This is a genomic window from Streptomyces sp. NPDC050806 (assembly GCF_055586425.1).
The window spans coordinates 694,778-719,916 of sequence record NZ_JBVJIF010000003.1 but is presented as its reverse complement, the minus strand read 5'-3'; the positions used below and the strand labels follow the sequence as shown (position 1 = coordinate 719,916).

Genomic DNA, 25,139 nt, shown 5'->3' with positions numbered 1-25,139 from the left:
TGTGCTCGAAGCCCTCTGAATCGTGTGCGCGGGAGCCTTTTGAGTCGTGTGACTTTCGCCTGCTTTGGGAGGTGACGTTACTTTTCGCCGCGCCGACCCGTTGACGGAGCAATCGATGATCTTGTCTGGAGGAAAGACATGCGTGCTCGGCTCGGGTTCACCACCGTTGCCGTCTCGATCGCCGCTGCGGCGTTCGCGGGAAACGTGGGAGACACCGTGGGAGACATGGCCGCGACGGACGGCGCTGAGGTCGTCGCCCAGCAGCGGGACGGCGCAACGGGAGACACGTGCGCCGCGCAGGACGTCCATGTCCTCGACGTGCCGGTCAGGGCCGTCAACGACGTCTGCCGGATCAAGGGCCATGTGACCGACGGGCTGACCGAGATCGTCGGCTGACGCGGGTGCCCGGCCGCACCGTCGGCGTGCGGCGCGGCCGGGGCTCACTTCACCGGGGGCGGCCGCTCGGTGGTCGCGTGAAGCCACCGGCCGGGCATCAGCTGTCGAAGTCGACCGTCAGGGTGTCGGAGGCCGGGAAGGTCTGGCAGGTGAGGACGTAGCCGGCCTCGACCTCGTTGGTCTCCAGGGCGAAGTTGCGGCGCATGTCCGCCTCGCCGTCGCGGATCAGCGCGCGGCACGTGCCGCAGACGCCGCCCTTGCAGGCGAACGGGACGTCCGGGCGGGCCTGCTGGGCGCCGTCCAGTATGGCGCGGTCGCGGGGGAGCGGGGAGGTGGTCGTCCGGCCGTCGAGGGTGATGGTGACCTCGCTGACCGGGCCGTCGGCCGCCGCCTCTTCGTGCCGCGCCTCTCGCACCGGCTCGTCGTCGGCGTAGAACAGCTCCTGGTGCACGCGGTCCTCGGGCACGCCGAGGCCGGACAGCACCTGCTGGGCGTCGCGGACCATGCCGTGCGGCCCGCACAGCCACCAGTGGTCGGCGTCGGCCACGTCGACCAGCGAGCCGATGAGCGCGGCGAGGCGGTCCGCGTCCAGCCGTCCGGAGAGCAGCTCGGCCTCGCGGGGCTCGCGGGAGAGGACGTGCCCCAGCTGGAAGCGTGTGGGGAAACGGTCCTTCAGGTCGGCCAGCTCGTCGGCGAACATCACCGTGGACGTACGGCGGTTGCCGTAGAAGAGCGTGACCCGCGAGGCGTCGTCGGCGGCCAGCACGGACGCGGCGATGGAGAGCATCGGGGTGATGCCGGAGCCGGCCGCGATCAGGACGTGGTGGCCGGGCACCGTGAGGTCCGGGGTGAAGAAGCCGGTGGGCGCCATCACCTCGACCACGTCCCCGGGGCGCACGTCGTTGACCAGCCAGGACGAGAACAGCCCGCCGGGTACGACGCGTACGCCGATACGCGGGGTGTCGCCCGCCGGGGCGCAGATGCTGTACGAGCGGCGCTCGTCCCGGCCGTCGATCTCCCGGCGCAAAGTCAGCGACTGGCCCGGCGCGAACGCGAACTCCCCGGCCAGCTCGTCCGGTACGTCGAAGGAGACGGCGGCGGAGTCCTCGGTCAGCGGCTCGACGGCGGCGACGCGGAGGGAGTGGAACGCCGGGCGCCGGCGGGCCGGGGCCGCCGCCGGGGCGGAGGAGGCGGGCGCGGTGGGGGCGGTCATCAGATCTCCTTGACGTGCTCGTACGGTTCCCGGCAGCTGCGGCAGCGGCGCAGCGCCCGGCAGGAGGTGGCGCCGAAGCGGGAGAGCTCCTCGGTGTCGGCGGAGCCGCAGTGCGGGCAGGGCACGGCCCGGCGGGTCGGCGCGAGGTCCAGCAGGACCGGGCCCTCCGGGCGGCGCGGGGCCGGCCCCGGCGGGGCGATGCCGTGCTCGGCGAGCTTGCGGCGGCCCTCCTCGGAGATCCAGTCCGTCGTCCACGGCGGGTCCAGCACCGTCTCGATACGGACGTCGGCGTACCCGGCGGCGCGCAGCCGGGCCGCGAGCGTCGCCCGCATCTCGGCCATGGCCGGGCAGCCGGAGTAGGTCGGGGTGAGGGTGGCGGTGACCGAGCCGTCCTCGGCCACCTCGACGCCGCGCAGGACGCCCAGTTCGGCGAGGCTGATCATGGGCAGCTCGGGGTCGACCACCTCGCGCGCGATCCGCTCGGCGCGGGTCACGGGCGTCTCCGGCGCCACGCGCAGGGCTGCGGCGTCGCGCGCCGACCTGCCCCGAGCGGCCGTACCGTGCGGTGTCGTGCGGCGGTGAGCCGTGCTGCCGTGCGGTGCCGTACCCATCGTCACCACGCGGCTTCCGGGTGGGCGCGGGCGAGCTCCTGCAGCTCCGCGAGCAGTGGTGCCAGCTGTTCCGTATGGTCCCCGGCCCGGCCGGAGCCCGGTACCGGCGCGGCCTCGGGGGGCGTCAGCCCGGCCGCCTCCGCGACCTGTGCGAGCACCGCGCGGGTCGCCTCGGCCGCCTCCGCCGCCGGTGCGCCGAAGCCCTCGCAGGTCCGGTCCGTGTACAGCTCGTCCAGCCAGGGGGCCAGCTCCGTCCAGGCCGCCGTCATCCGGCGGTGCGACTCCGCCGTGCCGTCGCCGAGCCGGACGACCCACTCCGCCGCGTACTGCCGGTGGTACGTCAGCTCCTTGACGCCCTTGGCGGCCACCGCCGCCAGCACCGGGTCCGCACAGCCGGCCAGCCGCTCGAAGAGGGCCAGCCGCCACGCGGACTGCACCAGCAGCCGGCCGACGCAGAACGCGAAGTCGCCGCGGGGCAGTTCGGCCAGGCGTACGTTGCGGAAGTCCGCCGCGTCCCGGAAGTAGGCGTACGCGTCCTCGTCCCGGCCGGTGCCGTCGGCCTGCCCGGCGCGGGCGTACAGCAGCCGGGCCTGGCCGAGGAGGTCGAGGCCGATGTTGGCCAGGGCCATCTCCTCCTCCAGCTCGGGGGCGCGGGTGCACCACTCGGCCAGCCGCTGCGCGGTGACCAGCGCGTCGTCCCCGAGGGCCGCACAGACCGCGGCCAGCTCCGCGGCGTCCACGCCCTCGGGCAGCGCCGTCGGCACGCCGTGCAGCGGGTCGGCGAAGCCCGTGCCGAAGGCCCAGCGGGCGTCGCCCTCGTCGCCGTCGGCCAGCGAGAGGTACACGTGTTCGTCGGCCGCTTCGTGGGCTTCACTGATGTCGGCTGCCATGTCTCAGCTGCTCCTGGTCGGGTCCTGATCGCGTGACGGCGGGCTAGATGTGCGGGACGTCCGCCGGGATGTCGTAGAAGGTGGGGTGGCGGTAGACCTTGTCGCCGCTGGGCTCGAAGAACGGGTCCTTCTCGTCCGGTGCGGACGCCGCGATGTCGTCGCTGCGCACCGCCCAGATGGAGACGCCTTCGTTCCGCCGGGTGTAGAGGTCCCGGGCGTGGGTGAGCGCCATGCGGTCGTCGGCGGCGCGCAGCGACCCGACGTGCACGTGGTTCAGCCCGCGCTTGCTCCGTACGAAGATCTCGTACAGCGGCCACTGGCCCTTGGTGCCCTGCTCCCCGCTCATGCGGCGTGCTCCTTCTCGTTCTCGCGGGCCCGCTCGGCCTGCTTCGCGGCGTGTGCCGCCGCTGCTTCGCGCACCCAGGCGCCTTCCTCGTGGGCGCTGCGGCGCCGGGTCATCCGCTCGGCGTTGCACGGCCCGTCGCCCTTGATGACCCGCATCAGCTCGGCGAAGTCCGGCGTACCGAAGTCGTGGTGCCCCCGCTCCTCGTTCCACCGCAGCTCGGGGTCGGGGAGGGTGACGCCGAGCAGCTCGGCCTGCGGCACGGTCATGTCGACGAACTTCTGGCGCAGCTCGTCGTTGGAGTGCCGCTTGATGCGCCAGGCCATCGACTGCTCGGAGTTCGGCGAGTCGTCGTCCGGCGGGCCGAACATCATCAGGGACGGCCACCACCAGCGGTTCACCGCGTCCTGCACCATGTCGCGCTGCGCCTGCGTGCCGCGCATCATCGTGCGCAGCAGCTCGTACCCCTGGCGCTGGTGGAACGACTCCTCCTTGCAGACCCGCACCATGGCCCGCGCGTACGGGCCGTACGAGCTGCGGCACAGCGGGACCTGGTTGCAGATCGCGGCGCCGTCCACGAACCAGCCGATGACGCCCACGTCCGCGAAGGTCGGGGTCGGGTAGTTGAAGATCGAGGAGTACTTCTGCCTCCCCTCCAGCAGGCGCTGGGTGAGGTCGTCGCGGTCCGCGCCGAGGGTCTCGGCGGCGGAGTACAGGTACAGGCCGTGGCCCGCCTCGTCCTGGACCTTCGCGAAGAGGATCGCCTTGCGGCGCAGCGAGGGGGCGCGGGTGATCCACGCGCCTTCCGGCTGCATGCCGATGATCTCGGAGTGGGCGTGCTGGGCGATCTGCCGGACCAGCGTCCTGCGGTACCCCTCCGGCATCCAGTCCCGCGGCTCGACGCGCTGGTCCCGGGCGATGGTGCGGTCGAAGTGCGCCTGGAGGTCCTGCTCCGGGAGCGGCGCCGCGGTGTCGCCCGGCGACGAGGATGCAGAGCTTGGCATGTCCATCCTTCCCAACCGACCGTTCGTTCGGTCAATAGTCTCGTGTATCGCGCCGCCCATGGCAAGAGGCGGCCTTGAATCGTTACGGGGCGGGGCGGTGGGCGGGCGGTGGAGCGCGCGGCGGCGGGCCGCGGGGCGACCCCGAGCCCGCGGCGCCCCGCGGCACTCGGTGGGCGTCCGGCCCCGCGGGCGCACGGCGGGCAGCAGCCGTCCCGCCCCGCGGCACCCGGCGGCCGGCTCCGCCGCCGCTCACTCCCAGGTGTAGAAGCCCTGGCCCGTCTTGCGGCCCAGCTCGCCGCGGGCCACCTTTTCGCGGAGCAGCGCGGGCGGCGCGAAACGCTCGCCCAGCGTCGAGCACAGGTACTCCGCGATGGCGAGGCGGACGTCCAGGCCGACCAGGTCGGTCAGCCTCAGCGGCCCCATGGGGTGCTTGTAGCCCAGGCTCATCGCGGCGTCGATGGCGGCGGGCTCGGCCACGCCCTCCTCGACCATCCGGACCGCCTCCAGGCCGAGCGCCAGGCCCAGCCGGCTGCTGGCGAAGCCGGGGGAGTCCTTGACCACGACATCGGTCTTGCCGAGCGCGCGCGTCCAGGCGAGCGCCGACTCCAGCGTGGCGTCCGCGGTGTCCGGGGCGACGACCAGCTCGATCAGCGCCGAGGCGGGCACGGGGTTGAAGAAGTGCATGCCGAGGAAGCGCGCCGGACGCCGCAGCGCCGTGCTCAGCTCCGTGACCGACAGGGAGCTGGTGTTGGTGGCCAGGACCGTGTCGTCGGACACCGCCCGCTCCGCCGCGGCCAGCACCTTCGCCTTGAGCGCCGCGTCCTCGGGCACCGCCTCCACGACCAGCCCGATCTCGCCCGGCAGCTCCTCGGGGGAGGCGGCCGTGGTCACCCGGGCCAGCACCGTCTCCGCCGGCTCGGCGAGCCTGCCGCGCTCGGCGGCGCGTGCCAGCCCGGTGGCCACCCGGTCCAGCGCGGCGGCCGCGGCTTCGGCGCCGCTCTCGACGACGGTGACCCGCGAGCCGGCCGCCGCGAACGACTGCGCGACCCCCGCTCCCATCCGGCCGCCACCGATCACGCCCACCGCCTGCGGTGCCGCGGTCTCCTTCCCGGTCTCCCCGGTCTTCTGCGCCGCCGCGCTCACGTCCGCTCTCCGTTCTTCGCCGGGCCGCTCCGCTCCGGGCCCTGCTCCTCCGGGCCCCTCTTCTCGGGGCCCCTTTTCGCCAAGACGTGCGTCATCCGGTCTTCTCCAAGAACTGCGTCATCCGGTCCTTCTTGTCCTGGCCCTCGAACAGCACCGCCTGCGCGAGGTCGTCGGCGACCGGATGCGCGCCGGGCGCGTCCACCACGAGCTTGGTCAGCCGCAGCGCCGCCGCCGAGGAGCGGGCCATGCGGTCCAGTACGGCGTGCGCCCGGCCCAGCAGCTCGTCGGCCGGTACCACCTCCATGACCAGGCCCGCTGCGAGCGCCGCCGCCGCGTCCAGATTCCGCCCGGCGAGCAGCACCTGCTTGGCGACCGACTCGCCGACCAGCTCCGGGAGCCGCCAGGAGGCGCCGGCCGCGGCGAGGATGCCGAGCCCGGGCTCCGGATTGCCGAACACCGCGTCCGGCCCGGCCATCCGGATGTCGCAGGCGTAGCTCAGCTCGGCGCCGCCGCCCAGCGCCCAGCCGTCCACCGCGGCCACCGTCGGCATCGGCAGCCGCCGTACCCGCTCGAACAGCCGGCTGTTGATGCCCCGCAGCGCCTCGTCCCTGCCGCGGCGCAGCAGCTCGGCGATGTCGGCGCCGCCCGCGAAGACGCCGCCGTGCCCGGTGAGCAGCAGCAGCTTCGGGTCGCGCTCCAGCAGGTCGCAGACCGCGTGCAGTTCGGTGATCATGCGTCCGCTGATGGCGTTGCGCGCCTCGGGCCGGTACAGGGTCACCACGACCCGGTCCGCCCGCTCCTCGACCCGCAGCGTCTCGTACGGCTCGTCCGTCGCCGCCTCGTGCACGCCGGCTGCCGCGCGCTCCTGTGCCGTGTCGCTCATATCCGCTCCACCAGCATCGCGACGCCCTGGCCGACGCCGACGCACAGGGTGGCCAGGCCCTTGCGGGCGTCCTCGCGCTCCAGCCGGCCGAGCAGCGTCAGCAGGATGCGGGCGCCGGAGCAGCCGAGGGGATGGCCGAGCGCGATGGTGCCGCCGTCGGCGTTGACCCTTGCCTCGTCCAGGCCGAGCCGTCGGATCACGGCCAGGGACTGCGCGGCGAACGCCTCGTTCAGCTCGACCGCGTCCACGTCGGAGAGCTTCCAGTCGGCGCGGGCGAGCGCCTTCTCCGTGGCCGGTACGGGGCCGAGGCCCATGAGGTTCGGCTGGAGGCCCGCCGAGGCGGAGGTGACGACGCGGGCCCGGGGCGTCAGGCCGTACCGCCGGACCGCCTCGCCGCTCGCCACCAGCAGCGCCGCCGCGCCGTCGGACAGCGGCGAGGACGAACCGGCCGTCACGACGCCGTCCTTGCGGAAGATCGTGCGCAGCGAGCCGAGCTTGTCGAGCGTGGTGCCGGGGCGCGGGCCCTCGTCCCGGGTCACCTCGGTGTCCGTACCGCCCCTGCCGCCCTTGACCGGCACCGGAACGATCTCGCGGTCGAAGTGGCCGGCCTCCTGCGCGGCGACCGCCCGCTGGTGGCTGCGGAGCGCGAAGGCGTCGGAATCGGCGCGCGTGATGCCGTCGAGGGCCGCGACCTCCTCGGCCGTCTCGCCCATGGAGAGTGTCAGCTTGGCGGTCTCCGGCCCGGACCCGGCCACCTCGCGGTCGGCCGCCGCGAACCGGGGGTTGGTGAACCGCCAGCCCAGCGAGGTGTCGTGCACCTCGCCCGGCTTCGCCCAGGGCGCACCGGGCTTGGCCATGACCCAGGGGGCACGGGTCATCGACTCCACGCCGCCCGCCACCACCAGGTCCGCTTCGCCCGCCCTGATGGCCTGCGCCGCCGAGGCGACGGCGGTCAGGCCCGACGCGCAGAGGCGGTTGACGGTGTATCCGGGCACGGTGTGCGGCAGGCCGGCCAGCAGTACGGCCATCCGCGCCACGTCGCGGTTGTCCTCGCCGGCCTGGTTGGCCGCGCCGAGTATGACCTCGTCCACCGCCTCGGCCGGGGCACCGGCCCGGCGTACCGCCTCGCCCACCACGAGAGCGGCCAGGTCGTCGGGGCGTACGGAGGCCAGCGCGCCGCCGTACCGGCCCTGCGGCGTACGGGCGCCGTCGACCAGAAAGACCTCGTCCGACACGTCAGTTCCCCTCGGTCGCGGTGGCATCGGGGGCGACGTGGCGACGGGACTGGAGCACGTCGAACCGGCCGGTGATGAAGGCGGAGTCGGTGAGCGTGGCGGAGGCGGCCGGGTTCGCCGCGCTGCCGTGGAAGTCGCTGAACGCGGCGGTCTGGTTGGGGAAGACCGCACCCGTGAGGTTCTCCGAGAGGTGGACGCCGGCCTCGAAGGCGGCGGCCCGGGTGGCCTCCAGGACGTCCTCGCCGGTGGCGTGCACGGTGGCGGTGAGCGCGCCGTGGGCGCGGACCGTCTCGGTGAACAGCCGCAGGCTGTGCTCGGTGGAGTCGGTGGCGATCACGAACGAGACCGGCCCGAACCACTCCCGGGTGTACGTCCCGGCGTCCTCGGCCGCGTCCAGCAGCGCGACGTGCGGCGTGCTCAGCGTGGCGCCGTCGTACTCCGGGTGCGGGACGGTCCGCGAGGGGTGCGCGGCCCGGCCCAGTCCGGCCGCCTCGGCGAGCCGGGCCCGTACGCCGTCGTTGACGAGCGCGCCGAGCGTGCCGGCCGCCCGCTGCGGGTCGCCGAGCAGCTTGTCCAGCGCGCCCGCCAGGTCCTCGGCGAACTCGGCGGCGGTGCGGGTGCCCTGATCCGTCCGGATGCCGTCCCGCGGCACGAGGAGGTTCTGCGGGGTGGTGCACATCTGGCCGCTGTAGAGGGACAGCGAGAAGGCGAGGTTGCGCAGCAGGCCCTCGTAGTCGTCGGTGGAGTCCAGCACGACGGTGTTGAGGCCGGCCTTCTCCGTGTACACGACGGCCTGGCGGGCGTGCTCCTCCAGCCAGTTGCCGAACTCCTTCGAGCCGGTGAAGTCCACCACCCGGACGTCCGGGTGGAGCGCCAGCTCGGCGGCGGTGCGCTGATCGGCGGTCTCGGCGGCGAGCAGCAGCACGTCCGGGTCGAAGCCGGCCTCGGCCAGCACCTCGCGGGCGATCCGGACGGTGATCGCCAGCGGCAGCACCGCGCCCGCGTGCGGCTTGACGATCACCGGATTGCCCGTGACGAGGCCGGCGAAGAGGCCCGGGTAGCCGTTCCACGTGGGGAAGGTGTTGCACGCGATCAGGAGGTTCACCCCGCGGCCCACGGGGGTGAAGGTCTTCTCCATGACCAGCGGCTCGCCCTTGCGCTGCGGCTTGGTCCAGCGGGTCACCGCCGGGAGCCTCCGCTGCTCGGCCCAGGCGTACGCCACCGCCTCCAGGCCGCGGTCCTGCGCGTGCGGCCCGCCCGCCTGGAACGCCATCACGAAGGGCTGGCCCGTCGTGTGGTGCACCGCGTGCGCGATCTCGAAGCCGGCTGCGTTCAACCGGGACAGGATCTCCGCGGCGACGCCCGCGCGGACGTCCGGGCCGGCCGCGCGCCAGCCCGGGGCCGCCGCCTTCGCCGCGGCCACCGCCTCCCCGGGCGTCAGCCGCGGATACTCGACGTCCAGCGGCAGGCCGTACGGAGAGCGCTCGGCGACGGCGACCGTGCCGCTCTGCGGGTGCCCCGGGAGCTTGAAGGCGCTGCTCAGGTGGGCGCGGAACGCGGCCTCGCCGGTGTCCGCCGCCTCCGCGCCGTACACCTTGGGGCTCGGGGACTCCGGATGCGGCGACCAGTGGTCACGGTCACCGGCCGCGGCGACGGCCCGCTCCAGCAGGTCCTTGTGGCGGGCGAAGAAGTCGGGACGGTCAGTGGCGCGACCGGAGGATCGGTCGTCGGCTCGGTCAGTGACGCTCTCGGACAAGGCAGTCCACCTCTTGACAGGCGTTTCAGATGCTGATTGTTTAACCGCGTCGTTACGCTAACCGAATGTTCGGTCGGGCAGCAAGGGTGGTTGATGTCCTGTGGAAAACTCCGGTCCGGCCCAGCGGATGTTCGCCGCTGACCAGGCGTCTCAGCGGCTCGGCATCGAACTGCTGGAAGCCGGTGAGGGGTCGTCGCTGCTCCGCATGGCCGTCGGCGAAACCATGGTCAACGGGCACGGCATCGCCCACGGCGGCTACCTCTTCCTGCTCGCCGACACCGCCTTTGCCTGCGCCTGCAACAGCCACGGCCCGGTGACCGTGGCCGCCGGCGCCGACGTGACCTTCGTGGCGCCGGCGAAGCAGGGCGACGTCCTGCTGGCCCGGGCCGAGGAGCGCGCGCGGTACGGATGGAGCGGCATATACGACGTGACCGTCCGGCGGGGTACGGAAGTCATTGCGGAGTTCCGGGGGCGAAGCCGCGCGATCCGAGGTGTGGAGGAATGAGCAGCATGGGCAGCAACCTGAAAGCCGCGGCGGGCGCACGGAGGACCGGCGCCCCGCTCCCCGCCGAACTGCTGGACGCGGGCGAACGGATGAGCCTCGACGAGCTGCGGGCGCAGCAGCTGGAGAACCTCCGGGCCACGCTGCGCCACGCCTACGAGAACGTGGAGCTGTACCGCAAGAAGTTCGACGCGGCCGGCGTCCGCCCCGAGGACTGCCGCAGCCTCGCCGACCTCGCGCGCTTCCCCTTCACCACCAAGGCCGACCTGCGCGACACCTACCCCTTCGGGATGTTCGCCGTGCCCATGGCGGACGTCCGCCGGGTGCACGCCTCCAGCGGGACGACCGGCCGCCCCACCGTCGTCGGGTACACCGAGGCCGACCTGGACATGTGGGCGGACGTGTTCGCGCGCTCCATCCGCGCGGCCGGCGGCCGGCCGGGCCACAAGGTGCACAACTCCTACGGGTACGGGCTGTTCACCGGGGGCCTCGGCGCGCACTACGGTGCCGAGCGCGCGGGCTGCACGGTGATCCCCGCCTCCGGCGGCATGACCGCCCGCCAGGTGCAGATCATCCAGGACTTCCGGCCGGAGATCATCCTCGTCACCCCCTCGTACATGCTCACCCTCCTCGACGAGTTCGAGCGCCAGGGCATCGATCCGCGCACGTCCTCGCTGCAGATCGGCATCTTCGGCGCCGAGCCGTGGACCGAGGAGATGCGCCGTGAGATCGAGGAGCGGATGGACATCCACGCGGTCGACATCTACGGCCTCTCCGAGGTCATCGGTCCCGGCGTGGCCCAGGAGTGCGTGGACACCAAGGACGGGCTGCACATCTGGGAGGACCACTTCTTCCCGGAGGTCGTCGACCCGGTCACCGGTGAGGTGCTGCCGGCGGGCGAGGAGGGCGAGCTGACGTTCACCTCGCTGACCAAGGAGGCGATGCCGGTGATCCGGTACCGCACCCGCGACCTCACCCGCCTGCTGCCCGGTACGGCGCGGCCGAACTTCCGCCGGATGGCGAAGGTCACCGGGCGCTGCGACGACATGATCATCCTGCGCGGGGTGAACCTCTTCCCGTCGCAGATCGAGGAGATCGTGCTGCGCACCCCCGGGGTCGCCCCGCACTTCCAGCTGGAGCTCTCCCGGCGCGGCCGGATGGACCACCTGACCGTACGGGTCGAGGCGCGCCCCGACGCCGCCACGGACGCCCGTACGGAGGCCGCGGCGACGATCGCCAAGGGCGTCAAGGACGGCGTGGGCGTGACGGTGGGCGTGGACGTGGTCGACCCGGAGACGCTGCAGCGCTCGGTCGGCAAGATCAAGCGCATCGTCGATCTCCGCGACAAGGGCTGAGACCCTGCCCCCGCGTCCGGCGTGTCACAGTGAGGGAATGATCAGACGACCCGACCGGAACCCGGGGGCACGGCAGGGCCGGACCACCTACGACCGCGCCTCCCTCGTGGAGGTCGCGGTCGCGGTGTTCAACGAGCGCGGCTACGACGGCACCGGCATGGAGGAGCTGGCCCGCCGGCTGGGCATCAGCAAGTCCTCGATCTACCACCATGTGTCCGGCAAGGAGGAGCTGCTCGACCTGGCCGTCGGCCGGGCGCTGGACGCGCTCTTCGCCGTGCTCGACGAGCCCTGCGGCGCGCACGCGGACGCCACGGCCCGGCTGGAGCACACCGTACGGCGCAGCGTCGAGACCCTGGCCGCCGAGCTGCCCTACGTGACGCTGCTGCTGCGCGTGCACGGGAACAGCGAGGCCGAGCAGCGGGCCCTGGAGCGGCGGCGTGAGTTCGATCACCGGGTCGCGGAGCTGGTGCGGCGGGCGGCGGACGAGGGCGGGGTGCGCGGTGACATCGAGCCGGGGCTGGCCAGCCGGCTGATCTTCGGCACGGTCAACTCCTTGATCGAGTGGTACCGCCCGGACGGCGGACTCTCCGTCGCGGTGCTCGCCGACGCGCTGACCAGCATGGTCTTCGACGGACTGCGGGTGCATCGCCCCTAGCCGGCGGGCCCGCGCGGCGGGCGGGGAAGACCGGTCGCGGGTCCGCGACACGCCCGGGCGCCGACCGCGTCAGGATTCGGTGGATTGCGGATGTCTAGGACGGCGCAACGTGGGCAGGGGAGCCGGGCGGCCGCGTGGCGCGGGCCGCGGAGCGGGGCATCTGGGACACCCTGGAGGAATACGCCGCTCCGCGTCTCCCGTTGACGCGGCTGAATACCGACGACCGGACCGGAAGCAGGGAAAGTACATGAGCACGGTAGAGCTCACCAAGGACAACTTCGACGAGATCGTCTCCGGGAACGACTTCGTCCTCATCGACTTCTGGGCCGAGTGGTGCGGTCCGTGCAAGCAGTTCTCGCCGGTCTTCCAGAAGTCCTCCGAGAAGCACGAGGACCTTGTCTTCGCCAAGGTCGACACCGAGGCGCAGCCCGAGCTGGCCGCGGCCTTCCAGATCCAGTCGATCCCCACGGTGATGATCGTCCGGGAGAACATCGCGGTCTTCTCGCAGCCCGGCGCGCTTCCCGAGGAGGCCCTGGAGGACGTCATCGGCCAGGCCCGCAACCTGAACATGGACGAGGTCCGTGCCTCCGTCGAGGAGGCTCAGAAGGAGCAGCAGGCCGGCAGTGAGTGAGCTGCTGCTGATCCGGCACGGCGAGACGGAGTGGAGCCGTTCGGGACAGCACACGAGCTGGACCGACCTCCCCCTCACCGCGCGCGGTGAGGAGCAGGCCCGGGAACTGGGCCCGCTGCTCGCCGGCCGGACAGTGGCGCTGACGCTGGTCAGCCCCATGGGACGGTCCCGCAGGACCGCCGAGCTGGCCGGTCTCACCCGTACCGAGGTCGATCCCGACCTGGGCGAGTGGGACTACGGCGGCTACGAAGGCGTGCGCACTGCGGACATCCACCGCACCCGCCCCGACTGGTTCCTCTTCACCGACGGCGTTCCGCCCGGCCCCGAAGGGCACCCGGGGGAGTCGCCCGAGGAGGTGGGGGCGCGCGCCGACCGGGTACTGGCCCGGCTGGCGCCCCGGCTGCGGGCGGACGACGGTGACGTGGCCCTGGTCGGGCACGCGCATTTCCTGCGGGTGCTCACGGCCCGGCGGCTGGGACTGCCCGCGTCCGCCGGCGCGCTGTTCACCTTCGAGACCGGCGCGGTCGGCGTGCTCGGCACGGAACACGACCGCCCGGCGGTGGTGGCCTGGAACACCCGGACGCCGTAGGCGCGGCCGGGCGCCCGCCGCACGTACGAGTGCGTGCGGCGTATTCGTGCGTGTACGTACGCGTGGCACGTAGCGGCAGCGGGTCGTGCCCCCGACACGTACGGGGCGGCACGCCGTACACGTGGCGGCCGAAGCGCGGCACACGGCTGCCGCCGCAGCCCTTCAAGGGGCGTGGTCCCGCTCTACGGGGCGCGGGCCTCTCAGACGTACGGAGCCCGCGAGCCGACCGGCTCGCGGGCTCCGCCGCGTCCACGGGGACGGCGTTTCAGGGGGCCAGCGGGGCCAGCTCCAGTGGGGAGACCTGGCCCTCGATCATCGCGGCCAGTCCCTGTACGGCGCAGGTGTCCGGGCGTTCGGCGACCTGTACGGGCATCAGCGTGCCCTGCCGGATCATCGGCTCCAGGCCCGGGACCAGCGCGCTGCCGCCGGCCAGCATGATGCCGCGCTCGGCGAGGTCGGCGACCAGATCGGGCGGGCAGCGCCGCAGTACGTCGCTGATGGCGTCGAGGATGCCCGTGAGCCGGGCGGAGATGGCGCGGCGCACGCGGTCGGGCTCCACCTCGACGCGGCGGGCCTCACCGCTGACGACGTCCCGGCCGTGCACCTCGGTGGAGCCCGGTTCGGGGATGCCGTCACGGGCCAGCATCAGATGCAGCGGCCGGACGTTCTGGCTGGCCACCATCAGCTCGTGATGCAGGCGCAGATGCTGGACGACGGCGTGGTCGATGGCGTCGCCGCCGACCGGAACCGTCTCGGCGGCCACGATGGAGCCCAGGGACAGGACCGCGACCTGAGTCGTCCCGGCCCCGCAGACCACGATCATCGTGGCCTCGGGCTGCTCGACCGGCAGGCCGCAGCCCACGGCCGCCGCCACCATCGTGTCGACCAGTTCGACCCGCCGGGCACCGAGCCCGGTGAGCGTCTCCACGGCGGCCCGCTGGGTCAGCGGCTCGCTCCCGGAGGGCAGGCAGACCGCTGCCCGCATGGTGGGTTTGCGCCGCCACGCGCGGCGCAGTTTGTCGCCCACGAGCTGCCGCAGCAGCCGTTGGGCCATCTCGATGTCCACGATCGTGCCGTGGGAGACCGGCCGGACCACCCGGATGTGGTCCGGGGTGCGGCCTGCCATGTACTCGGCGCGGGCGCCGACGGCTATGAGCGCGCCGGTACGGATGTTGACGGCTGTGACGGTCGGTTCGTCGACGATCAGGCCGTGGTTCTTCACGTACACCCGGGTGCGCGCCGCGCCGAGGTCGACGGCGACCGAGCAACGACGCAGCTGCGCAACGCTGGTGGTCATGGGGTTCCTCCGCGGGTGGGCCGGTTGGGGCAGGAGCGGCAGCACACCTCTCGACCGTCATCCTTCTGCCGTACGCGCCCGGCTGCCCGCTGAACGGGGCCGTGCGAGGGACCCCGGAGCCGTCCCGCCCGCCTACTCGACGAGGCGTTGCAGCAGGCCCCAGGTGAACTCCGCGATCCGCTGCTCCGGGCGCCCGGCAGGCCCCGGAGCTGCGAATCCGAGCCGCCAGCGGGTGGGTGCCGAGCCCTCCATCGGACGGGCCGGTGGGAACGCGCGTGCGACCTCGTCAACGGTGCAGCACCACGGTTCCAGGTCCTCGGCCGTTCGGAGTACGGGGCCCGGCGCACCCGGGGCGCGCACCAGCCACTCGTTCCACACGGCGCCCCCGGGTGCGGTCAGCACCTCGAAGCGCAGATCGGGCCAGAGCGGCACCGGCCAGGTCAGCGCCCGGCAGGTCAGGTCGCCGATCCGGCGGGCGGTGTCGGTCTCCGGGGGCCCGAGGACCGAGCGGTACCGCTGGAGCGCGCCGCGGGACCGGGAGGAGTGGCTCATCGCCTGCCAGCGGCGGTTCGCCTCGCGCATCTCCGGGCGGGTCGTGCCCAGGGTGTGCAGCGCGTCCTCCACCAGTCCCGGCTGGTGATCGGCCATCCGGCGCAGCAGCACGAGCTGGAAGCCGAGCCGGCCCGGCACTCCGAGCGGCCCCTGAGAGCCTCCCTCGGGCTCGTGCAGCCGGCTCCGCGGGGTACGTGGCCCCCCGCGCCCGCCGGGGCCGGGAACGTCCGTGCCGGGCCCGTCGGCGGGTTCTCCGGGGCCGGGCTCATGGGTAGGGCTCATGGCGCACATCGTCGCGCAGTACGGGGCGGGTCGCGGCCGGGTTCGTGCGGTACGCCGCGTCTCCGGGGCCGTGGCCGCGCGGCAGGAAGAGCACGGAGTTGACGTAGCGGCGGTGCGGCACGAGCGTACGGCGCACCAGCCCGTGCTCCGCCACGTAGGACGTGCGGGCCTGATGCCCCGGGAGGTCGAAGGCGGCCAGCGGCAGCCAGCGGTCACCGGGCAGCACCCAGCCCCGGTAGTCGCGCGCCGCGAACCACTCCAGGACCGGCCCGAGCGGCTGGATGCGCGTCTCCAGCTCCACGAAGAGCGCCGGCTGCTCCCGTTCGACGGTGCGCTCGGCGCCGCGCAGCACGGCCGGTTCGCCGCCGTCCACATCGATCTTGATGAGCGTGACGTCGGACAGCTCCAGCTCGTCCAGGGTGAGGCAGCGGACCTCCAGATGGCCGCGGTGCAGCCGACGGCGGACCAGGGAGGCCACGCCGCGGTCCCCGCGCCCCCCGGGGGGCAGCCACAGCGTCGCGGTCCCCGTGCGGTCACCGGCCGCGGCCGCCACCACCTCGACGTTGTCGGGCGTCACGGCCCTCAGCAGCCGCGCCAGATGCGGCACCGGCTCCAGGGTGACGACCCGGTCCGCGCGACGCGCCAGATGCCGCGCCCAGGGGCCGTACCAACCGCCCACGTCCACCGCCGTGCCGCCGGGCCGGCAGAAGTCGCCGAGCCGGCGCAACTCGGGCTCGAAGCGCGGGTAGAGCAGCGTCGTGGCGGCGGAGAGCAGCCGCGGCGGCAGGTGCGGGGCGAACCGGGCGGCAAGGGTCACGGCCGGCCCTCGCCCTCGGGGAGGCCCGCCGCACCGGGCACGCCGCCGGCCGTCTCCATACGGGCCAGCAGCCGCTCGTGCTCTTCGGCGGAGACCTGCTCCCCCGAAGCGGGCAGTAACTGCGGGACGCCGTCCACGATGGGATAGCGGCGGCGCAGCCGGGGGTTGTAGAGCGCGTCGTCCGCGGTGATGAGGACCAGTGGCCCCTTGTCGAGCGGGCAGGCGAGGATCCGCAGCAGCGGGTCGTCCGGCTTCATGTGTCAGCTCCCTGTTACGCGTCCGGTGGCGGGAAGGTGTCGGCCGTCGTGCGCCGGCGGGTGACGGAGACGGTACGCCCGGACACCACGACCGGCGCCCGTGCGGACGGTTCGGGCGCGGGCGGGTGCGCTGGCGGACGCCGGTCCAGGGCGAGCAGCGCGGCAAGCGCCAGGGCCGTACCGCCCAGCCGCAGGGCCAGCCGTACCGGATCGGCGGGCAGCGGCTCCCCGAAGGCGACCGTGCCGCACACGACGGCGACGACACCGCTCACGGCCGAGCACACGGGGACGAGCAGCGACGCCCGGCAGCGCTGCAGCGCCGCCTGCGACAGCACCAGCCCGGCCGTTCCCGTGCACACCAGCAGGTACGGGTACGGCGTGGCCCCCACGGCGGTGAGGGCGACGAGCGCCGTAGGGACGTCCGAGGGCCAGGCCACCCCGGGCCCGGCTCCGTCCGCGGCCTCCGGCAGCCCGGCCAGCCCCTTGATGGCCAGCGAACTCACCCCGTACAGCAGCCCGATGGCCACCCCGTAGGGCACGCCCGCACCCGCCGCCCGGTGGCGCCGCCGGGCCCTGCGCCCGGCGGCCGCGTACAGCCACAGCCCGGCGGCGAGCGCGGGCAGCGCGCACCACAGCAGCGTGCCGGCCGGCGCCGTACGGCTCACCTCCGCCGCGTCCGCGCCGCGCAGCGAGCCGGCCACCATCACCAGCGCGGCCACCACCGCCACCGTCGCCAGCCGCTCGCGGCCGGTCGTCCGCTCCCCGAGCACCACCGAGGCCAGCAGCAGGACCAGCACCAGACCGGCCGCGAACAGGCCCTGGGCGGCCGCCACGGGCAGCGTGCGGTAGACCACCAGCTGCGCCGCGAAGCCGGCCGCCAGCGCCAGCGAGCCGGCCAGCCACAGCGGACTGCCCAGCAGTCGCCGCACGACACGGAACGGCCGCCGGACGCTCAACGGGGGCAGCCGGCCCAGCGCCCGCTTCTCCAGCACGAAGCCGCAGCTGTACAGGACGTTCGCCAGCAGCGCCGCCGCGACGCCCCACCCCGGCACGGTCACCGCGCCGCCCGGCGGGCGTGCACCAGCAGGATCGACGCCAGTGACGGGACGTGGCAGGCCAGCCGGTCCAGGGGGCGCAGCGGGCGCGGCACATCGTGGTACGGCGCGCCCGCCATCCGTACGACCTCGAACCCCGCGGCCGTCAGGAAGCCGCGCAGCGCACGGGCGGTGTAGAGCCGGAGGTGGCCGACGACCTGGCTGCCGGGGCGGCCGTGAATGCCGCGCAGGCTCACCTCCGAGAACACCGGCTGCACGCCCGCCAGCAGCAGACCGCGGTTGTACCAGGCGGCGAGGTTGGGTGTGGAGAGCAACAGATGGCCGCCGGGGCGCAGTACACGCCGCAGCTCGTCCAGGGCCGCGTCGGGGTCCACCAGGTGCTCGACGACCTCACTGAAGAGCACCGCGTCGGCCGCCCCGTCGGCGAACGGCAGCCCGGCACCGGACAGTTCGCCGCGCACCACGAGCGGTATCCGGCCCGTCGCGCGGCGCAGCGCGTCCTGGGACCAGTCGACGCCGACGAGCTGGTGGCCGGAGAGGTACGGCAGCGCCGTGGCCGCCGCGGTGCCGTCCCCGCAGCCGACGTCCAGGACGGTGGCCGGGGCCCGCCCGCCGCCGGCCGGGCCGAGCGCACGGGCCAGCATCAGCGCCTGCCGCCGCCCGCGTTCGGCCCCTGAGGAGACGGGCACCAACGGGTTCTCGTAGAAGTCGCGCAGGCCCCCGGGGCCGTGCCGTGCGCCGGTCGTGGTCATGTGCCGCTCCAGGAGGTCGCCGCGAGAGCTTCTTCGAACAGGGCGCACAGCGCCGCCGCCGCAGTGTCGTCCAGCAGCGCCCGGGACCAGCGCAGCGTGAGCTGGATCCGGCCGCCGGTGGCGAGTACCCCGAAGGACAGCCCGCGCGGCACACGGGCCGGCGCGGAGAACCACACTCCGGTGGCCCGGCCGCCCGCGGCGCCGAAGTCCAGGGGGTAGGGCAGCCGGCCGATGTTGGACAGCAGGGCGGTGGACGTCCAGGGCGCGGCGGCGGCACGCGCCCCACGGGTCACCGCGGCCCGCACGCCGACCGGCAGCACGGGTGCGGTCAGGAGGGCGCCGGACAGGCCCAGTTGAGGCCCGCGGGACGCTTTCAGGGCGCGGGTGCGGACCGCGGTGCCGCGCAGCAGCCGGGCCACCGCCGCCGGTTCCGGTGGCCAGGAACCGGCGGACGGCGGCGCACCCCGCGGGGCCGCCCCGAAGCCCACGGAGACCAGCCGCGTCCCGTTGCCGAGCGGCATCTCCGTACCGCGGGGCCGGTCGTCGACGGGCATGGTGAGGACCACGGGGGCGGAGCGGGCCCCGTGCAACTGGTTCCAGCGCGTCACCGATAAGCAAGCGGCCACGAGGAGCTGGTCATTGACGGTGTACGGGGCCTGCGCTCCGGGAGCGCGGGGTGGGCGGCCCGGTACGGGCAGCTCGGTGAGGAGCAGGCCGTTCCCGTGGCCCTGGGCCTGGGCCGCAGGGCAGCGGTCGGCGGCCACGCGGGCCGGGCGGCGCGGGCCGAGGCGCACCGCTGCGTCGGGGGCCCGGGAACGCCGTACGGGGCTCTCAGTGCCGCGTGCGGGCGGTGGCGCGGGGGAGTTGTCCGCGCCGCCGTACAGCTCCGCCGTGGTCGCCAGCAGGCGCAGGCAGGACGGGGCGTCCAGCGCGGTGTGGTGGGCGGTGAGGAGCAGCGCGGTGCCGGGGCCGCTGTCCGGGGCGGTGCCCGGTCCGGTCGTCGTCCGCTGTGCGATCACCTCCAGTCGTAAGGGCGGGGCGGCGTCCAGGGAGGGGCACTCGGCGAGCGCCCGTTCCCGGGCACGGCGCAGCGCTTCGGGGCCCGGCTCGGGGAAGGAGACGGGCTCCCTGTCGGGCGCACCGGCCGGCTGCCATGTGTACCGCCGGTGCCACCAGCGCACGGGGGCCTGCCGCAGCAGTGCCTTCGAGTGCCGCGCCAGCGCCCGGCCGAACGCGTCCCGAAGGCGGGCGCCGTCCACCTGCCCCGGCAGGTGTGCCTCCACGTGCACGGTCTCCGGCTCCGCCTCCTGTGCGCAGTGCCGGGCGACCTCGTCCACGAGGGGGAAGGGCACCGGCCGGAGAGCGCGCGGGGCGGGCCCCGGTGCGCGGACCGGATGGAGGGCGGTCATGCGCTGGGCCCCTTTCCCCCGGTGGGTCCCTCTCCCTCGACGGGCCGCTCCCCGTCGGTGGGTTCCCTTCCTCCGGTGGATGCGTCTCCTTCCGTGGATTCGTCTCCTTCGGGCGATGCGTCGGCCCCTTCGGGCGGTGTGCCGGCGCGCTTCCTCCGGCGGGGGAGCGGGGGCCGACGGCGGGTATCGGTGGTGGGCGGCTTCCCGGCGGCGGGCGGCCTGTCGGTTGTGGGCTGCCCGGCGGCTTCACCGGCTGCGGGTCCGCCGACCGGGGGGCCACCGGGCTCGGGCTCCCCGGCGGCGGGCGGTCCCTCAGTGGTGGGCTTCCCGGCGGCTTTCCCGGCCGAGGGGCCGCCGGGTTCGGGTTCGCCGGTGGAGGGTGGCTGCCCGGTGGTGGTTTCCCGGGCGGGTTCACCGGCCTTCGGCTCCCCGGCCACGGGTCCTCCGGTGGCCGGCTCCTCCGGCGTCACGGGCGGCAGGACGGCCGTGTCGTCCTCGGAGCCGGGCGGAGGCGTGGCGCACGGCGGAGGCGGCTGCTCGTCGCCCGCTCCGGCCGGGAGCGGCTTCGTGGTGCCTTCCTCGGCCGCGCCTCCCTCGCCCGCGTCCTCCTCGGGTGGCCGGGGCTTGCGGCGGTGGGGGCGGAGCGCCGCGGGCCACAGGCGGCCCGGTGGCACCGTGACCACTGCCGCGGTCAGCGCGAGCAGTGCGAGGCCCTGGGCCGGGGCGCTGAACGGGCCGCGGCCGAGCGAGGCCGGGAGACCGGCTCCGAAGGACGCGGCGACGCCGGCCGCCGCCATCGCGAGGAAGGCCAGCGGCGCGAGCAGTGCAGGGCGGGCCCGGGCGAGCAGTGCGAGCACCGGCACGGCCACCGCGAACGGCCCGGCGACGAGCCCCAGTACGGCGGCGAGCACGATCGTGCCGAGTACCCAGGAAGGCGCGGGCGGCGCCACCGGTACCGGTGCTTCCCCTGCCTCCCGGCGCCGCCCCACCAGGGCGCACGCCGCGACCAGCAGGACGCCGACGACCCCGGTGATCAGCGCCAGCCGGTACTGCGCTGCCGGCGCGTAGTACAGATGCACCGTTCCGCCCCCGCCGGCCGGGACAAGGAACGCCTGCTGCCAGCCGTCCACCCGTACCGGGGTGAGCTCACGGCCGTTCAGGGTCGCGTGCCAGCCGGCGTTGGCGTTCTCGTACGTCTGGAGGTACACCGCGCGCCCCGGGCCGATGTACGCGTCGCGGCTGTCGCCCGACCAGCCTGCCCCGGCGATGACCCGGCGCGGCGCGACGGTGGTCCGTTCCGCCGTGCCGCGGCGGAGGGTGACGTCGGTCAGAGCGAGGGGCCCGCGGTCGCCCGCCTCCACCCGGTGGCGCCCGGCGGGCAGGGCGATCCGGCCGCCCTGCGCGCGGCACAGCTCGACCTTGATCGGGCGGCGCTGCACCAGATCACGGACCGGTCCTGCGGCCTTCGTGGCGTACCGGACGCCGTCCACGGTGAGTTCGGGCCCTTTGCCACAGGGGACCGAGAAGCGCGCGCTCTTCTTGGGCGGCGGGGTGCGGTAGTTCTTGAGCGCCGGGAGGTAGACCTCACTGAGGCCGACCGGGAGCTGGAGCGGCTGCCCTGCCACGGGGTTGTGGATGGTCAGCGGCTTGACCCGGGAGACGGTGATGTCGAGGCGGTCGGTGGTGATCGGGTCGAAGCGGGCCATGCCGTTCTCGTCGACGCCGGCGGTCGCCGCTCCGTAGGGCGAGTTGATCAGGATCTGTTCGGGACGCGTGGAGATGCCGCCGGCGGCGGGCAGCACGATCGTGTCGATCTTCTTCTTGCCCGGCCAGCGCAGATGCACCGTGGGCTTGTCCCCGGCGACCCAGGCGGTGGTCAGATCGCCGTCCACGAGGTTGCGCGGGCTGAGGGACTGCCCGGTACGGCTGGTGGAGTCGGCGGTGGCGGTGATCCGGTCACGCTGATCGGGCGCCGCCTTCGTGAGCAGCGCGTCCAGGGCGCGCCCCGGCACGGCCAGCGCCTCGGCGGAGACCCGGTACACCGCGTCGGCGCCCGTGCGGAACTGGCGGTGCAGGCCGGTCTCGGCGGACACCGGGGAGAGGCCGCCGGGGTCGCTGCCGCGGTGCAGTGCGTACGTGGTGGCGGGCGCCTCCGTGTACTCGGAGTCCTTGGGCACCTGGAGGAGCCGGGTGACCCGTACGCCGGGGATGGTGATCTCCGAGATGCCGGCCCCGGAGACGCCGGCGCGCGGCAGCTGGGAGCCCAGGATGGTGACCTTCAGCCACTTCGCCCGTCCCGGCGGTGACTTGACCGGCTGGCGGCTGCCGTCGGTGCGCAGCTGGCTGACGGCGCTGCCGCGGTCGGTGGACACGCGGACGGCCGTCGGAGCGGCGCGCAGCCCGTCGCCGGGCAGCGGGGTCAGTGCGAGCGTCGCGGGGACGTCCACGGGCCGGTGGAAGGCGACCTTCAGCCACTGGCCGACCGGGTCGCCCGCGCTGCCCTCCGCCCAGGCGGTGTCAGGGTCGCCGTCGAAGGCGTGCACCGGGTCGTACTGGGGCAGGTGGAAGAGCCAGCTGCCGCTGGAGGACGCCGTGACGGAGCGGGCGCCGCGCAGCACGGCGGTCGTCTGGTGCTCGATGCCGCGGACGGGCAGGATCTGGCGCGGCGGGCGGCCGGGGTCCTGCACGCTGTCCGGGCCGTTCCGCTCGTCCGCGGTGTACGTGTACGACGTGTTGGTGTTGACCAGCCCGAAGCGGGTGTCGGTGCGGCGCAGGCCGTCACCGGTGAGCTGGAGGGCCGGGGACTGGACACCCGGGAGCGCGTCGCCGGTGAGCACCGTGGGCCGGTCGCGCAGCGCGGGGTCGGCGGCGAACTGCAGCAGCGCTTCGGGGCCGCCGCTGAGCCGCGCCGTATCGGCGGCGGCCCGGGCGGTGACCCTGCCGGGGCGCGGCGTGTCCACCGGTTCGTAGATCTCCACCGCGCGCTGCCTCGGGTACAGCCCCTGCACCTGTACCGGGGTGTCCGCGGCGATCCGGCCTGCGGTGGTCAGCGGCCCGAAGGAGGCCACCTTGCGGTAGCCGGACGCCACGAGGGTGCGCCGCACGGTCTGCGGGGGAACGTAGCCGATCTGATCGGGGTCCAGGTCGTTGCGTACCACCACGTTGTACAGCCCGGCCCGGCTCAGGAAGCCGCGCAGCCCCGGCACTTCGGAGCCGGTCATCAGGGCCTGCTCCACGGCGTCCATCGTGCGCCGGGAGCCCTTCGTACCGAAGGGGACGAAGTCGCGCTGCGCCCAAGGGGACTCGGCGAGCACGTCGAGCGGCTGGTCGATGGGGGAGCCCCAGGTGTACAGGCCGTGCGCGGTGGCCGGGACGACCAGCGCCCGGTCGTCGGGGCTGCGGTCCGCGAGCCAGTCGGCGGTCTGCTGCCAGTGGGCGGGCAGCTTCTTGAAGGCGCCGGGCTGCAGGACCGTGCCGTTCAGGTACGGCAGGGCGAGGGCCGGCAGCAGGAGGAGCGCGGCCACCAGGGGGACGTACCGGCCGCCGGGCAGCGGGCGGCCGGCGCGCGGCCGGGAGGCCAGGCCCGTGAGGTGCGCCAGCCCGAAGGCCAGCGCGAGCGCGAGGCCGGGCGCGAACTTGTAGACGTTGCGGAACGGCTGCAGTGGGCCGTCCAGCCAGTCCCGCACCATCTCGTGCAGCGGGCCGCCGAGGGCGCCCCCGTACCCGGCCAGCGCGACCGCGGCGACGATCAGCACGGTCAGCAGCAGCCAGCGCCGCTCGGGCAGGTCCCGGCGGGCCAGCCCGGCCAGGCCCAGCGCGGCGGTGAGCGCGGTGCCGATCACGGTGAAGACGCCCGCCACCAGCGTCCATCCGGCCGGCAGCCAGGGCTCCCCGAAGTTCAGGTACCCGACCCAGTTGCCGGCGCCCCGCAGCAGTTCGGTGGCCGACATGGTGCTCGTGGTGGCGTCGGCCTGCTCCACGTACGGCATGAAGTTCTCGCCGTGTACGCCCAGGAGGAGCAGGGGGAGTGACCACCATGCGGTGACCAGCAGGACGCCCGGCAGCCACCAGCCGAGTAACCTCCACCGCCGCGAGCCGGTACGGGTGAGCACGTACAGCAGGGCGGGCAGCAGCGCCGCAATCGTGCAGGCCGCGTTGACGCCGCCCATGAAGGGGATCAGCACCGCCGAACGGCACGCCGCCAGCCGCGCGTTGCGCCGCGGGTCGGCCAGCGGCAGCAGCACCCAGGGCAGGACGGCGCCGGGCAGCGCGGCGGCCGAGGTGGAGCCGATGACGATGGTGAAGGCGGGCCACAGCGCATACGTGGCGGCCCCCAGCAACCGGGAGGCGGGACTGCCGACCTGCAGGCGCTCGGCCAGCCGCAGCGCGCCCCAGAAGGCGGCGGTCACCACGAGGGACAGCCAGAGGCGTTCGGCGATCCAGACCGGCAGGTGTGCCAGGTCGGCCAGCGCGTAGTACGGGAGCATCGGGAACGCGTAACCGATGTACTGGTCGGCGAGGCCCCCGAAGCCGGCCCGGTCGTGCCAGAGGGACCCGAGGTCGCCGAGGAACTTCCACGGGGCCAGCGCCACGCCCAGTTTGGTCTCGAACGTCATCCTGCCCGGGGACGGCGCCAGGAAGGCGACGAAGGACACCGCCCAGAAGGCGAGCAGCCGGCTCCGCCTCCGTGGCCGTCCCGGTGGTGGCCCCCCGGGTGCGGACAGCGGGGTGCTCCCGGGGACGGGCGAGCCCGGAGAGCGCGAGGTGGCGAGCGTCTGGGTCATGGCAACCGCCGGAGTATGAGAAGGAGGTTCCAGGTGGCGACCTCGCGCACGCCGGGCAGGCGGGCGACGGCGCCGGCCAGGAACGGCGCGTAGCGGGACCGGGCGGCGAGCACCTCGACGTCCCCGCGGGCGCGTACCTGGCGCAGCGTGGGCCCGACGTGGAGCGCGAAGAGGTTCTCGCCGAGGGTGTGCTTGGGGCTGCGTCCGGTGCGCCGCCGGTAGCGGTCGCGGGCCCGCCGCGCCCCCAGGTAGTGCCAGGGCGCCGTCTCGTGGCCGCCCCAGGGGGACAGCCAGTTGGTGAAGGCGACGTAGATCAGGCCCCCGGGGCGGGTGACGCGCACCATCTCGCTGAGGAAGGTGTGCGGGTCGGCGACGTGTTCCAGGACGTTGGAGGAGAAGCAGACGTCGGCCGCGCCGTCCGCGAGCGGCAGCAGGTAACCGTCGGCGAGCACCGCGCCCTCGGGGGGAGCGCCGCGCGCGTACAGCTCGGCCGGGTCCGGTTCCAGGAGCACGGCGAGCGCGCCGCGGCGGCGGAACTCCGCCGTGAAGTGCCCGGCCCCGCCGCCCACGTCGGCCACCACGGCCCCGGACAGCGGACCGTAGCGCTCCAGCTGGTCGGCGGCGTCCCGGGCGAGCAGCCCGTAACAGCCTTCGGGGTCGGTCTGCTCGCGCAGGAACGCGCGGAAGAGCGCGACGGACCTGCGCAGGGAGGGATCACGCACCGCGCG

The 25,139-nt window shown here is 74.4% G+C and carries 24 protein-coding genes; 6 read left to right on the top strand and 18 right to left on the bottom strand.

Annotated elements, in window-relative coordinates:
- The first annotated feature begins 138 nt into the window (after positions 1-138).
- The gene (locus ACZ6WH_RS12520; protein WP_469727906.1) at positions 139-396 is read left to right on the top strand and encodes a hypothetical protein; all 258 of its coding nucleotides are present in this window, start codon (positions 139-141) and stop codon (positions 394-396) included.
- A 97-nt stretch (positions 397-493) separates the two neighbouring features.
- Here ACZ6WH_RS12520 and paaE read toward each other — a convergent pair whose 3' ends face one another.
- From paaE to paaN, 9 genes are all read right to left on the bottom strand, one after another.
- Positions 494-1,609: a 1,2-phenylacetyl-CoA epoxidase subunit PaaE gene (gene paaE / locus ACZ6WH_RS12515; protein WP_469727904.1), complete on the bottom strand. Its 1,116-nt coding sequence runs from the start codon at positions 1,607-1,609 to the stop codon at positions 494-496.
- Positions 1,609-2,052: a 1,2-phenylacetyl-CoA epoxidase subunit PaaD gene (gene paaD / locus ACZ6WH_RS12510; RefSeq protein WP_469728021.1), complete on the bottom strand. Its 444-nt coding sequence runs from the start codon at positions 2,050-2,052 to the stop codon at positions 1,609-1,611. Before paaD ends, paaE begins: the two co-directional genes overlap by 1 nt.
- Before the next feature lie 170 nt (positions 2,053-2,222).
- A complete protein-coding gene (paaC, locus tag ACZ6WH_RS12505) occupies positions 2,223-3,110 on the bottom strand; it encodes a 1,2-phenylacetyl-CoA epoxidase subunit PaaC (RefSeq protein ID WP_469727902.1) in 888 nt (295 codons plus the stop codon).
- A 43-nt stretch (positions 3,111-3,153) separates the two neighbouring features.
- Positions 3,154-3,456, bottom strand: a complete 303-nt coding sequence (gene paaB, locus ACZ6WH_RS12500) for a 1,2-phenylacetyl-CoA epoxidase subunit PaaB (protein ID WP_432853915.1) — start codon at positions 3,454-3,456, stop codon at positions 3,154-3,156.
- Entirely contained in the window at positions 3,453-4,457 is a 1,005-nt protein-coding gene (gene paaA, locus ACZ6WH_RS12495; protein WP_469727900.1) for a 1,2-phenylacetyl-CoA epoxidase subunit PaaA, read from the bottom strand. Before paaA ends, paaB begins: the two co-directional genes overlap by 4 nt.
- A gap of 249 nt (positions 4,458-4,706) precedes the next feature.
- A complete protein-coding gene (locus ACZ6WH_RS12490; protein ID WP_469728019.1) occupies positions 4,707-5,516 on the bottom strand; it encodes a 3-hydroxyacyl-CoA dehydrogenase family protein in 810 nt (269 codons plus the stop codon).
- A gap of 175 nt (positions 5,517-5,691) precedes the next feature.
- On the bottom strand, positions 5,692-6,483 hold the full coding sequence (locus ACZ6WH_RS12485) for an enoyl-CoA hydratase/isomerase family protein (protein ID WP_469727898.1): 792 nt from the start codon (positions 6,481-6,483) through the stop codon (positions 5,692-5,694).
- Positions 6,480-7,745: a thiolase family protein gene (locus ACZ6WH_RS12480; RefSeq protein WP_469727897.1), complete on the bottom strand. Its 1,266-nt coding sequence runs from the start codon at positions 7,743-7,745 to the stop codon at positions 6,480-6,482. Before ACZ6WH_RS12480 ends, ACZ6WH_RS12485 begins: the two co-directional genes overlap by 4 nt.
- The gene (paaN, locus tag ACZ6WH_RS12475; protein WP_469727895.1) at positions 7,720-9,474 is read right to left on the bottom strand and encodes a phenylacetic acid degradation protein PaaN; all 1,755 of its coding nucleotides are present in this window, start codon (positions 9,472-9,474) and stop codon (positions 7,720-7,722) included. Before paaN ends, ACZ6WH_RS12480 begins: the two co-directional genes overlap by 26 nt.
- 127 nt (positions 9,475-9,601) lie before the next feature.
- On the opposite strand from paaN, the gene paaI reads away from it, so the two are divergent.
- The 5 genes from paaI to ACZ6WH_RS12450 all read left to right on the top strand — a co-directional run bounded on the left by paaI (position 9,602) and on the right by ACZ6WH_RS12450 (position 13,206).
- A complete protein-coding gene (gene paaI, locus ACZ6WH_RS12470; RefSeq protein WP_469728017.1) occupies positions 9,602-9,979 on the top strand; it encodes a hydroxyphenylacetyl-CoA thioesterase PaaI in 378 nt (125 codons plus the stop codon).
- 5 nt (positions 9,980-9,984) lie between these two features.
- Positions 9,985-11,331: a phenylacetate--CoA ligase PaaK gene (paaK, locus tag ACZ6WH_RS12465; protein WP_469727893.1), complete on the top strand. Its 1,347-nt coding sequence runs from the start codon at positions 9,985-9,987 to the stop codon at positions 11,329-11,331.
- A gap of 37 nt (positions 11,332-11,368) precedes the next feature.
- Entirely contained in the window at positions 11,369-11,986 is a 618-nt protein-coding gene (locus ACZ6WH_RS12460; protein ID WP_469727891.1) for a TetR/AcrR family transcriptional regulator, read from the top strand.
- Between the two features lie 79 nt (positions 11,987-12,065).
- On the top strand, positions 12,066-12,617 hold the full coding sequence (gene trxA / locus ACZ6WH_RS12455; RefSeq protein WP_432853898.1) for a thioredoxin: 552 nt from the start codon (positions 12,066-12,068) through the stop codon (positions 12,615-12,617).
- A complete protein-coding gene (locus ACZ6WH_RS12450; RefSeq protein ID WP_432853895.1) occupies positions 12,610-13,206 on the top strand; it encodes a histidine phosphatase family protein in 597 nt (198 codons plus the stop codon). The genes trxA and ACZ6WH_RS12450 overlap by 8 nt, the downstream gene beginning before the upstream one ends.
- A 265-nt stretch (positions 13,207-13,471) precedes the next feature.
- On the opposite strand, the gene ACZ6WH_RS12445 is transcribed toward ACZ6WH_RS12450, so the two are convergent.
- The 9 genes from ACZ6WH_RS12445 to ACZ6WH_RS12405 all read right to left on the bottom strand — a co-directional run bounded on the left by ACZ6WH_RS12445 (position 13,472) and on the right by ACZ6WH_RS12405 (position 25,133).
- A complete protein-coding gene (locus tag ACZ6WH_RS12445; protein ID WP_361557016.1) occupies positions 13,472-14,503 on the bottom strand; it encodes a rod shape-determining protein in 1,032 nt (343 codons plus the stop codon).
- A gap of 132 nt (positions 14,504-14,635) precedes the next feature.
- On the bottom strand, positions 14,636-15,346 hold the full coding sequence (locus tag ACZ6WH_RS12440) for a hypothetical protein (RefSeq protein ID WP_469727890.1): 711 nt from the start codon (positions 15,344-15,346) through the stop codon (positions 14,636-14,638).
- A complete protein-coding gene (locus tag ACZ6WH_RS12435) occupies positions 15,321-16,154 on the bottom strand; it encodes an FkbM family methyltransferase (protein ID WP_432853892.1) in 834 nt (277 codons plus the stop codon). The genes ACZ6WH_RS12440 and ACZ6WH_RS12435 overlap by 26 nt, the downstream gene beginning before the upstream one ends.
- Positions 16,151-16,411: a Trm112 family protein gene (locus ACZ6WH_RS12430; protein WP_469727889.1), complete on the bottom strand. Its 261-nt coding sequence runs from the start codon at positions 16,409-16,411 to the stop codon at positions 16,151-16,153. The genes ACZ6WH_RS12435 and ACZ6WH_RS12430 overlap by 4 nt, the downstream gene beginning before the upstream one ends.
- 14 nt (positions 16,412-16,425) lie before the next feature.
- On the bottom strand, positions 16,426-17,463 hold the full coding sequence (locus tag ACZ6WH_RS12425; RefSeq protein WP_469728016.1) for a DMT family transporter: 1,038 nt from the start codon (positions 17,461-17,463) through the stop codon (positions 16,426-16,428).
- A gap of 2 nt (positions 17,464-17,465) precedes the next feature.
- Complete coding sequence (locus ACZ6WH_RS12420; protein ID WP_469727888.1) at positions 17,466-18,218, bottom strand: class I SAM-dependent methyltransferase; 753 nt, start codon at positions 18,216-18,218, stop codon at positions 17,466-17,468.
- Positions 18,215-19,627, bottom strand: a complete 1,413-nt coding sequence (locus ACZ6WH_RS12415) for a condensation protein (RefSeq protein WP_469727887.1) — start codon at positions 19,625-19,627, stop codon at positions 18,215-18,217. The genes ACZ6WH_RS12420 and ACZ6WH_RS12415 overlap by 4 nt, the downstream gene beginning before the upstream one ends.
- Positions 19,624-24,411: an alpha-(1->3)-arabinofuranosyltransferase domain-containing protein gene (locus tag ACZ6WH_RS12410; protein WP_469727885.1), complete on the bottom strand. Its 4,788-nt coding sequence runs from the start codon at positions 24,409-24,411 to the stop codon at positions 19,624-19,626. The genes ACZ6WH_RS12415 and ACZ6WH_RS12410 overlap by 4 nt, the downstream gene beginning before the upstream one ends.
- A complete protein-coding gene (locus ACZ6WH_RS12405) occupies positions 24,408-25,133 on the bottom strand; it encodes a class I SAM-dependent methyltransferase (protein WP_361556995.1) in 726 nt (241 codons plus the stop codon). Before ACZ6WH_RS12405 ends, ACZ6WH_RS12410 begins: the two co-directional genes overlap by 4 nt.
- Positions 25,134-25,139 lie beyond the last annotated feature (6 nt).

Bases quoted from the DNA above. Each gene is read 5' to 3' on its own strand.
- ACZ6WH_RS12520 (WP_469727906.1), top strand. From the start codon at position 139: ATGCGTGCTCGGCTCGGGTTCACCACCGTTGCCGTCTCGATCGCCGCT.
- paaE (WP_469727904.1), bottom strand. From the start codon at position 1,609: ATGACCGCCCCCACCGCGCCCGCCTCCTCCGCCCCGGCGGCGGCCCCG.
- paaD (WP_469728021.1), bottom strand. From the start codon at position 2,052: ATGATCAGCCTCGCCGAACTGGGCGTCCTGCGCGGCGTCGAGGTGGCC.
- paaC (WP_469727902.1), bottom strand. From the start codon at position 3,110: ATGGCAGCCGACATCAGTGAAGCCCACGAAGCGGCCGACGAACACGTG.
- paaB (WP_432853915.1), bottom strand. From the start codon at position 3,456: ATGAGCGGGGAGCAGGGCACCAAGGGCCAGTGGCCGCTGTACGAGATC.
- paaA (WP_469727900.1), bottom strand. From the start codon at position 4,457: ATGCCAAGCTCTGCATCCTCGTCGCCGGGCGACACCGCGGCGCCGCTC.
- ACZ6WH_RS12490 (WP_469728019.1), bottom strand. From the start codon at position 5,516: ATGGGAGCGGGGGTCGCGCAGTCGTTCGCGGCGGCCGGCTCGCGGGTC.
- ACZ6WH_RS12485 (WP_469727898.1), bottom strand. From the start codon at position 6,483: ATGAGCGACACGGCACAGGAGCGCGCGGCAGCCGGCGTGCACGAGGCG.
- ACZ6WH_RS12480 (WP_469727897.1), bottom strand. From the start codon at position 7,745: ATGCCACCGCGACCGAGGGGAACTGACGTGTCGGACGAGGTCTTTCTG.
- paaI (WP_469728017.1), top strand. From the start codon at position 9,602: ATGTTCGCCGCTGACCAGGCGTCTCAGCGGCTCGGCATCGAACTGCTG.
- paaK (WP_469727893.1), top strand. From the start codon at position 9,985: ATGGGCAGCAACCTGAAAGCCGCGGCGGGCGCACGGAGGACCGGCGCC.
- ACZ6WH_RS12460 (WP_469727891.1), top strand. From the start codon at position 11,369: ATGATCAGACGACCCGACCGGAACCCGGGGGCACGGCAGGGCCGGACC.
- ACZ6WH_RS12445 (WP_361557016.1), bottom strand. From the start codon at position 14,503: ATGACCACCAGCGTTGCGCAGCTGCGTCGTTGCTCGGTCGCCGTCGAC.
- ACZ6WH_RS12440 (WP_469727890.1), bottom strand. From the start codon at position 15,346: ATGTGCGCCATGAGCCCTACCCATGAGCCCGGCCCCGGAGAACCCGCC.
- ACZ6WH_RS12430 (WP_469727889.1), bottom strand. From the start codon at position 16,411: ATGAAGCCGGACGACCCGCTGCTGCGGATCCTCGCCTGCCCGCTCGAC.
- ACZ6WH_RS12420 (WP_469727888.1), bottom strand. From the start codon at position 18,218: ATGACCACGACCGGCGCACGGCACGGCCCCGGGGGCCTGCGCGACTTC.
- ACZ6WH_RS12415 (WP_469727887.1), bottom strand. From the start codon at position 19,627: ATGACCGCCCTCCATCCGGTCCGCGCACCGGGGCCCGCCCCGCGCGCT.
- ACZ6WH_RS12410 (WP_469727885.1), bottom strand. From the start codon at position 24,411: ATGACCCAGACGCTCGCCACCTCGCGCTCTCCGGGCTCGCCCGTCCCC.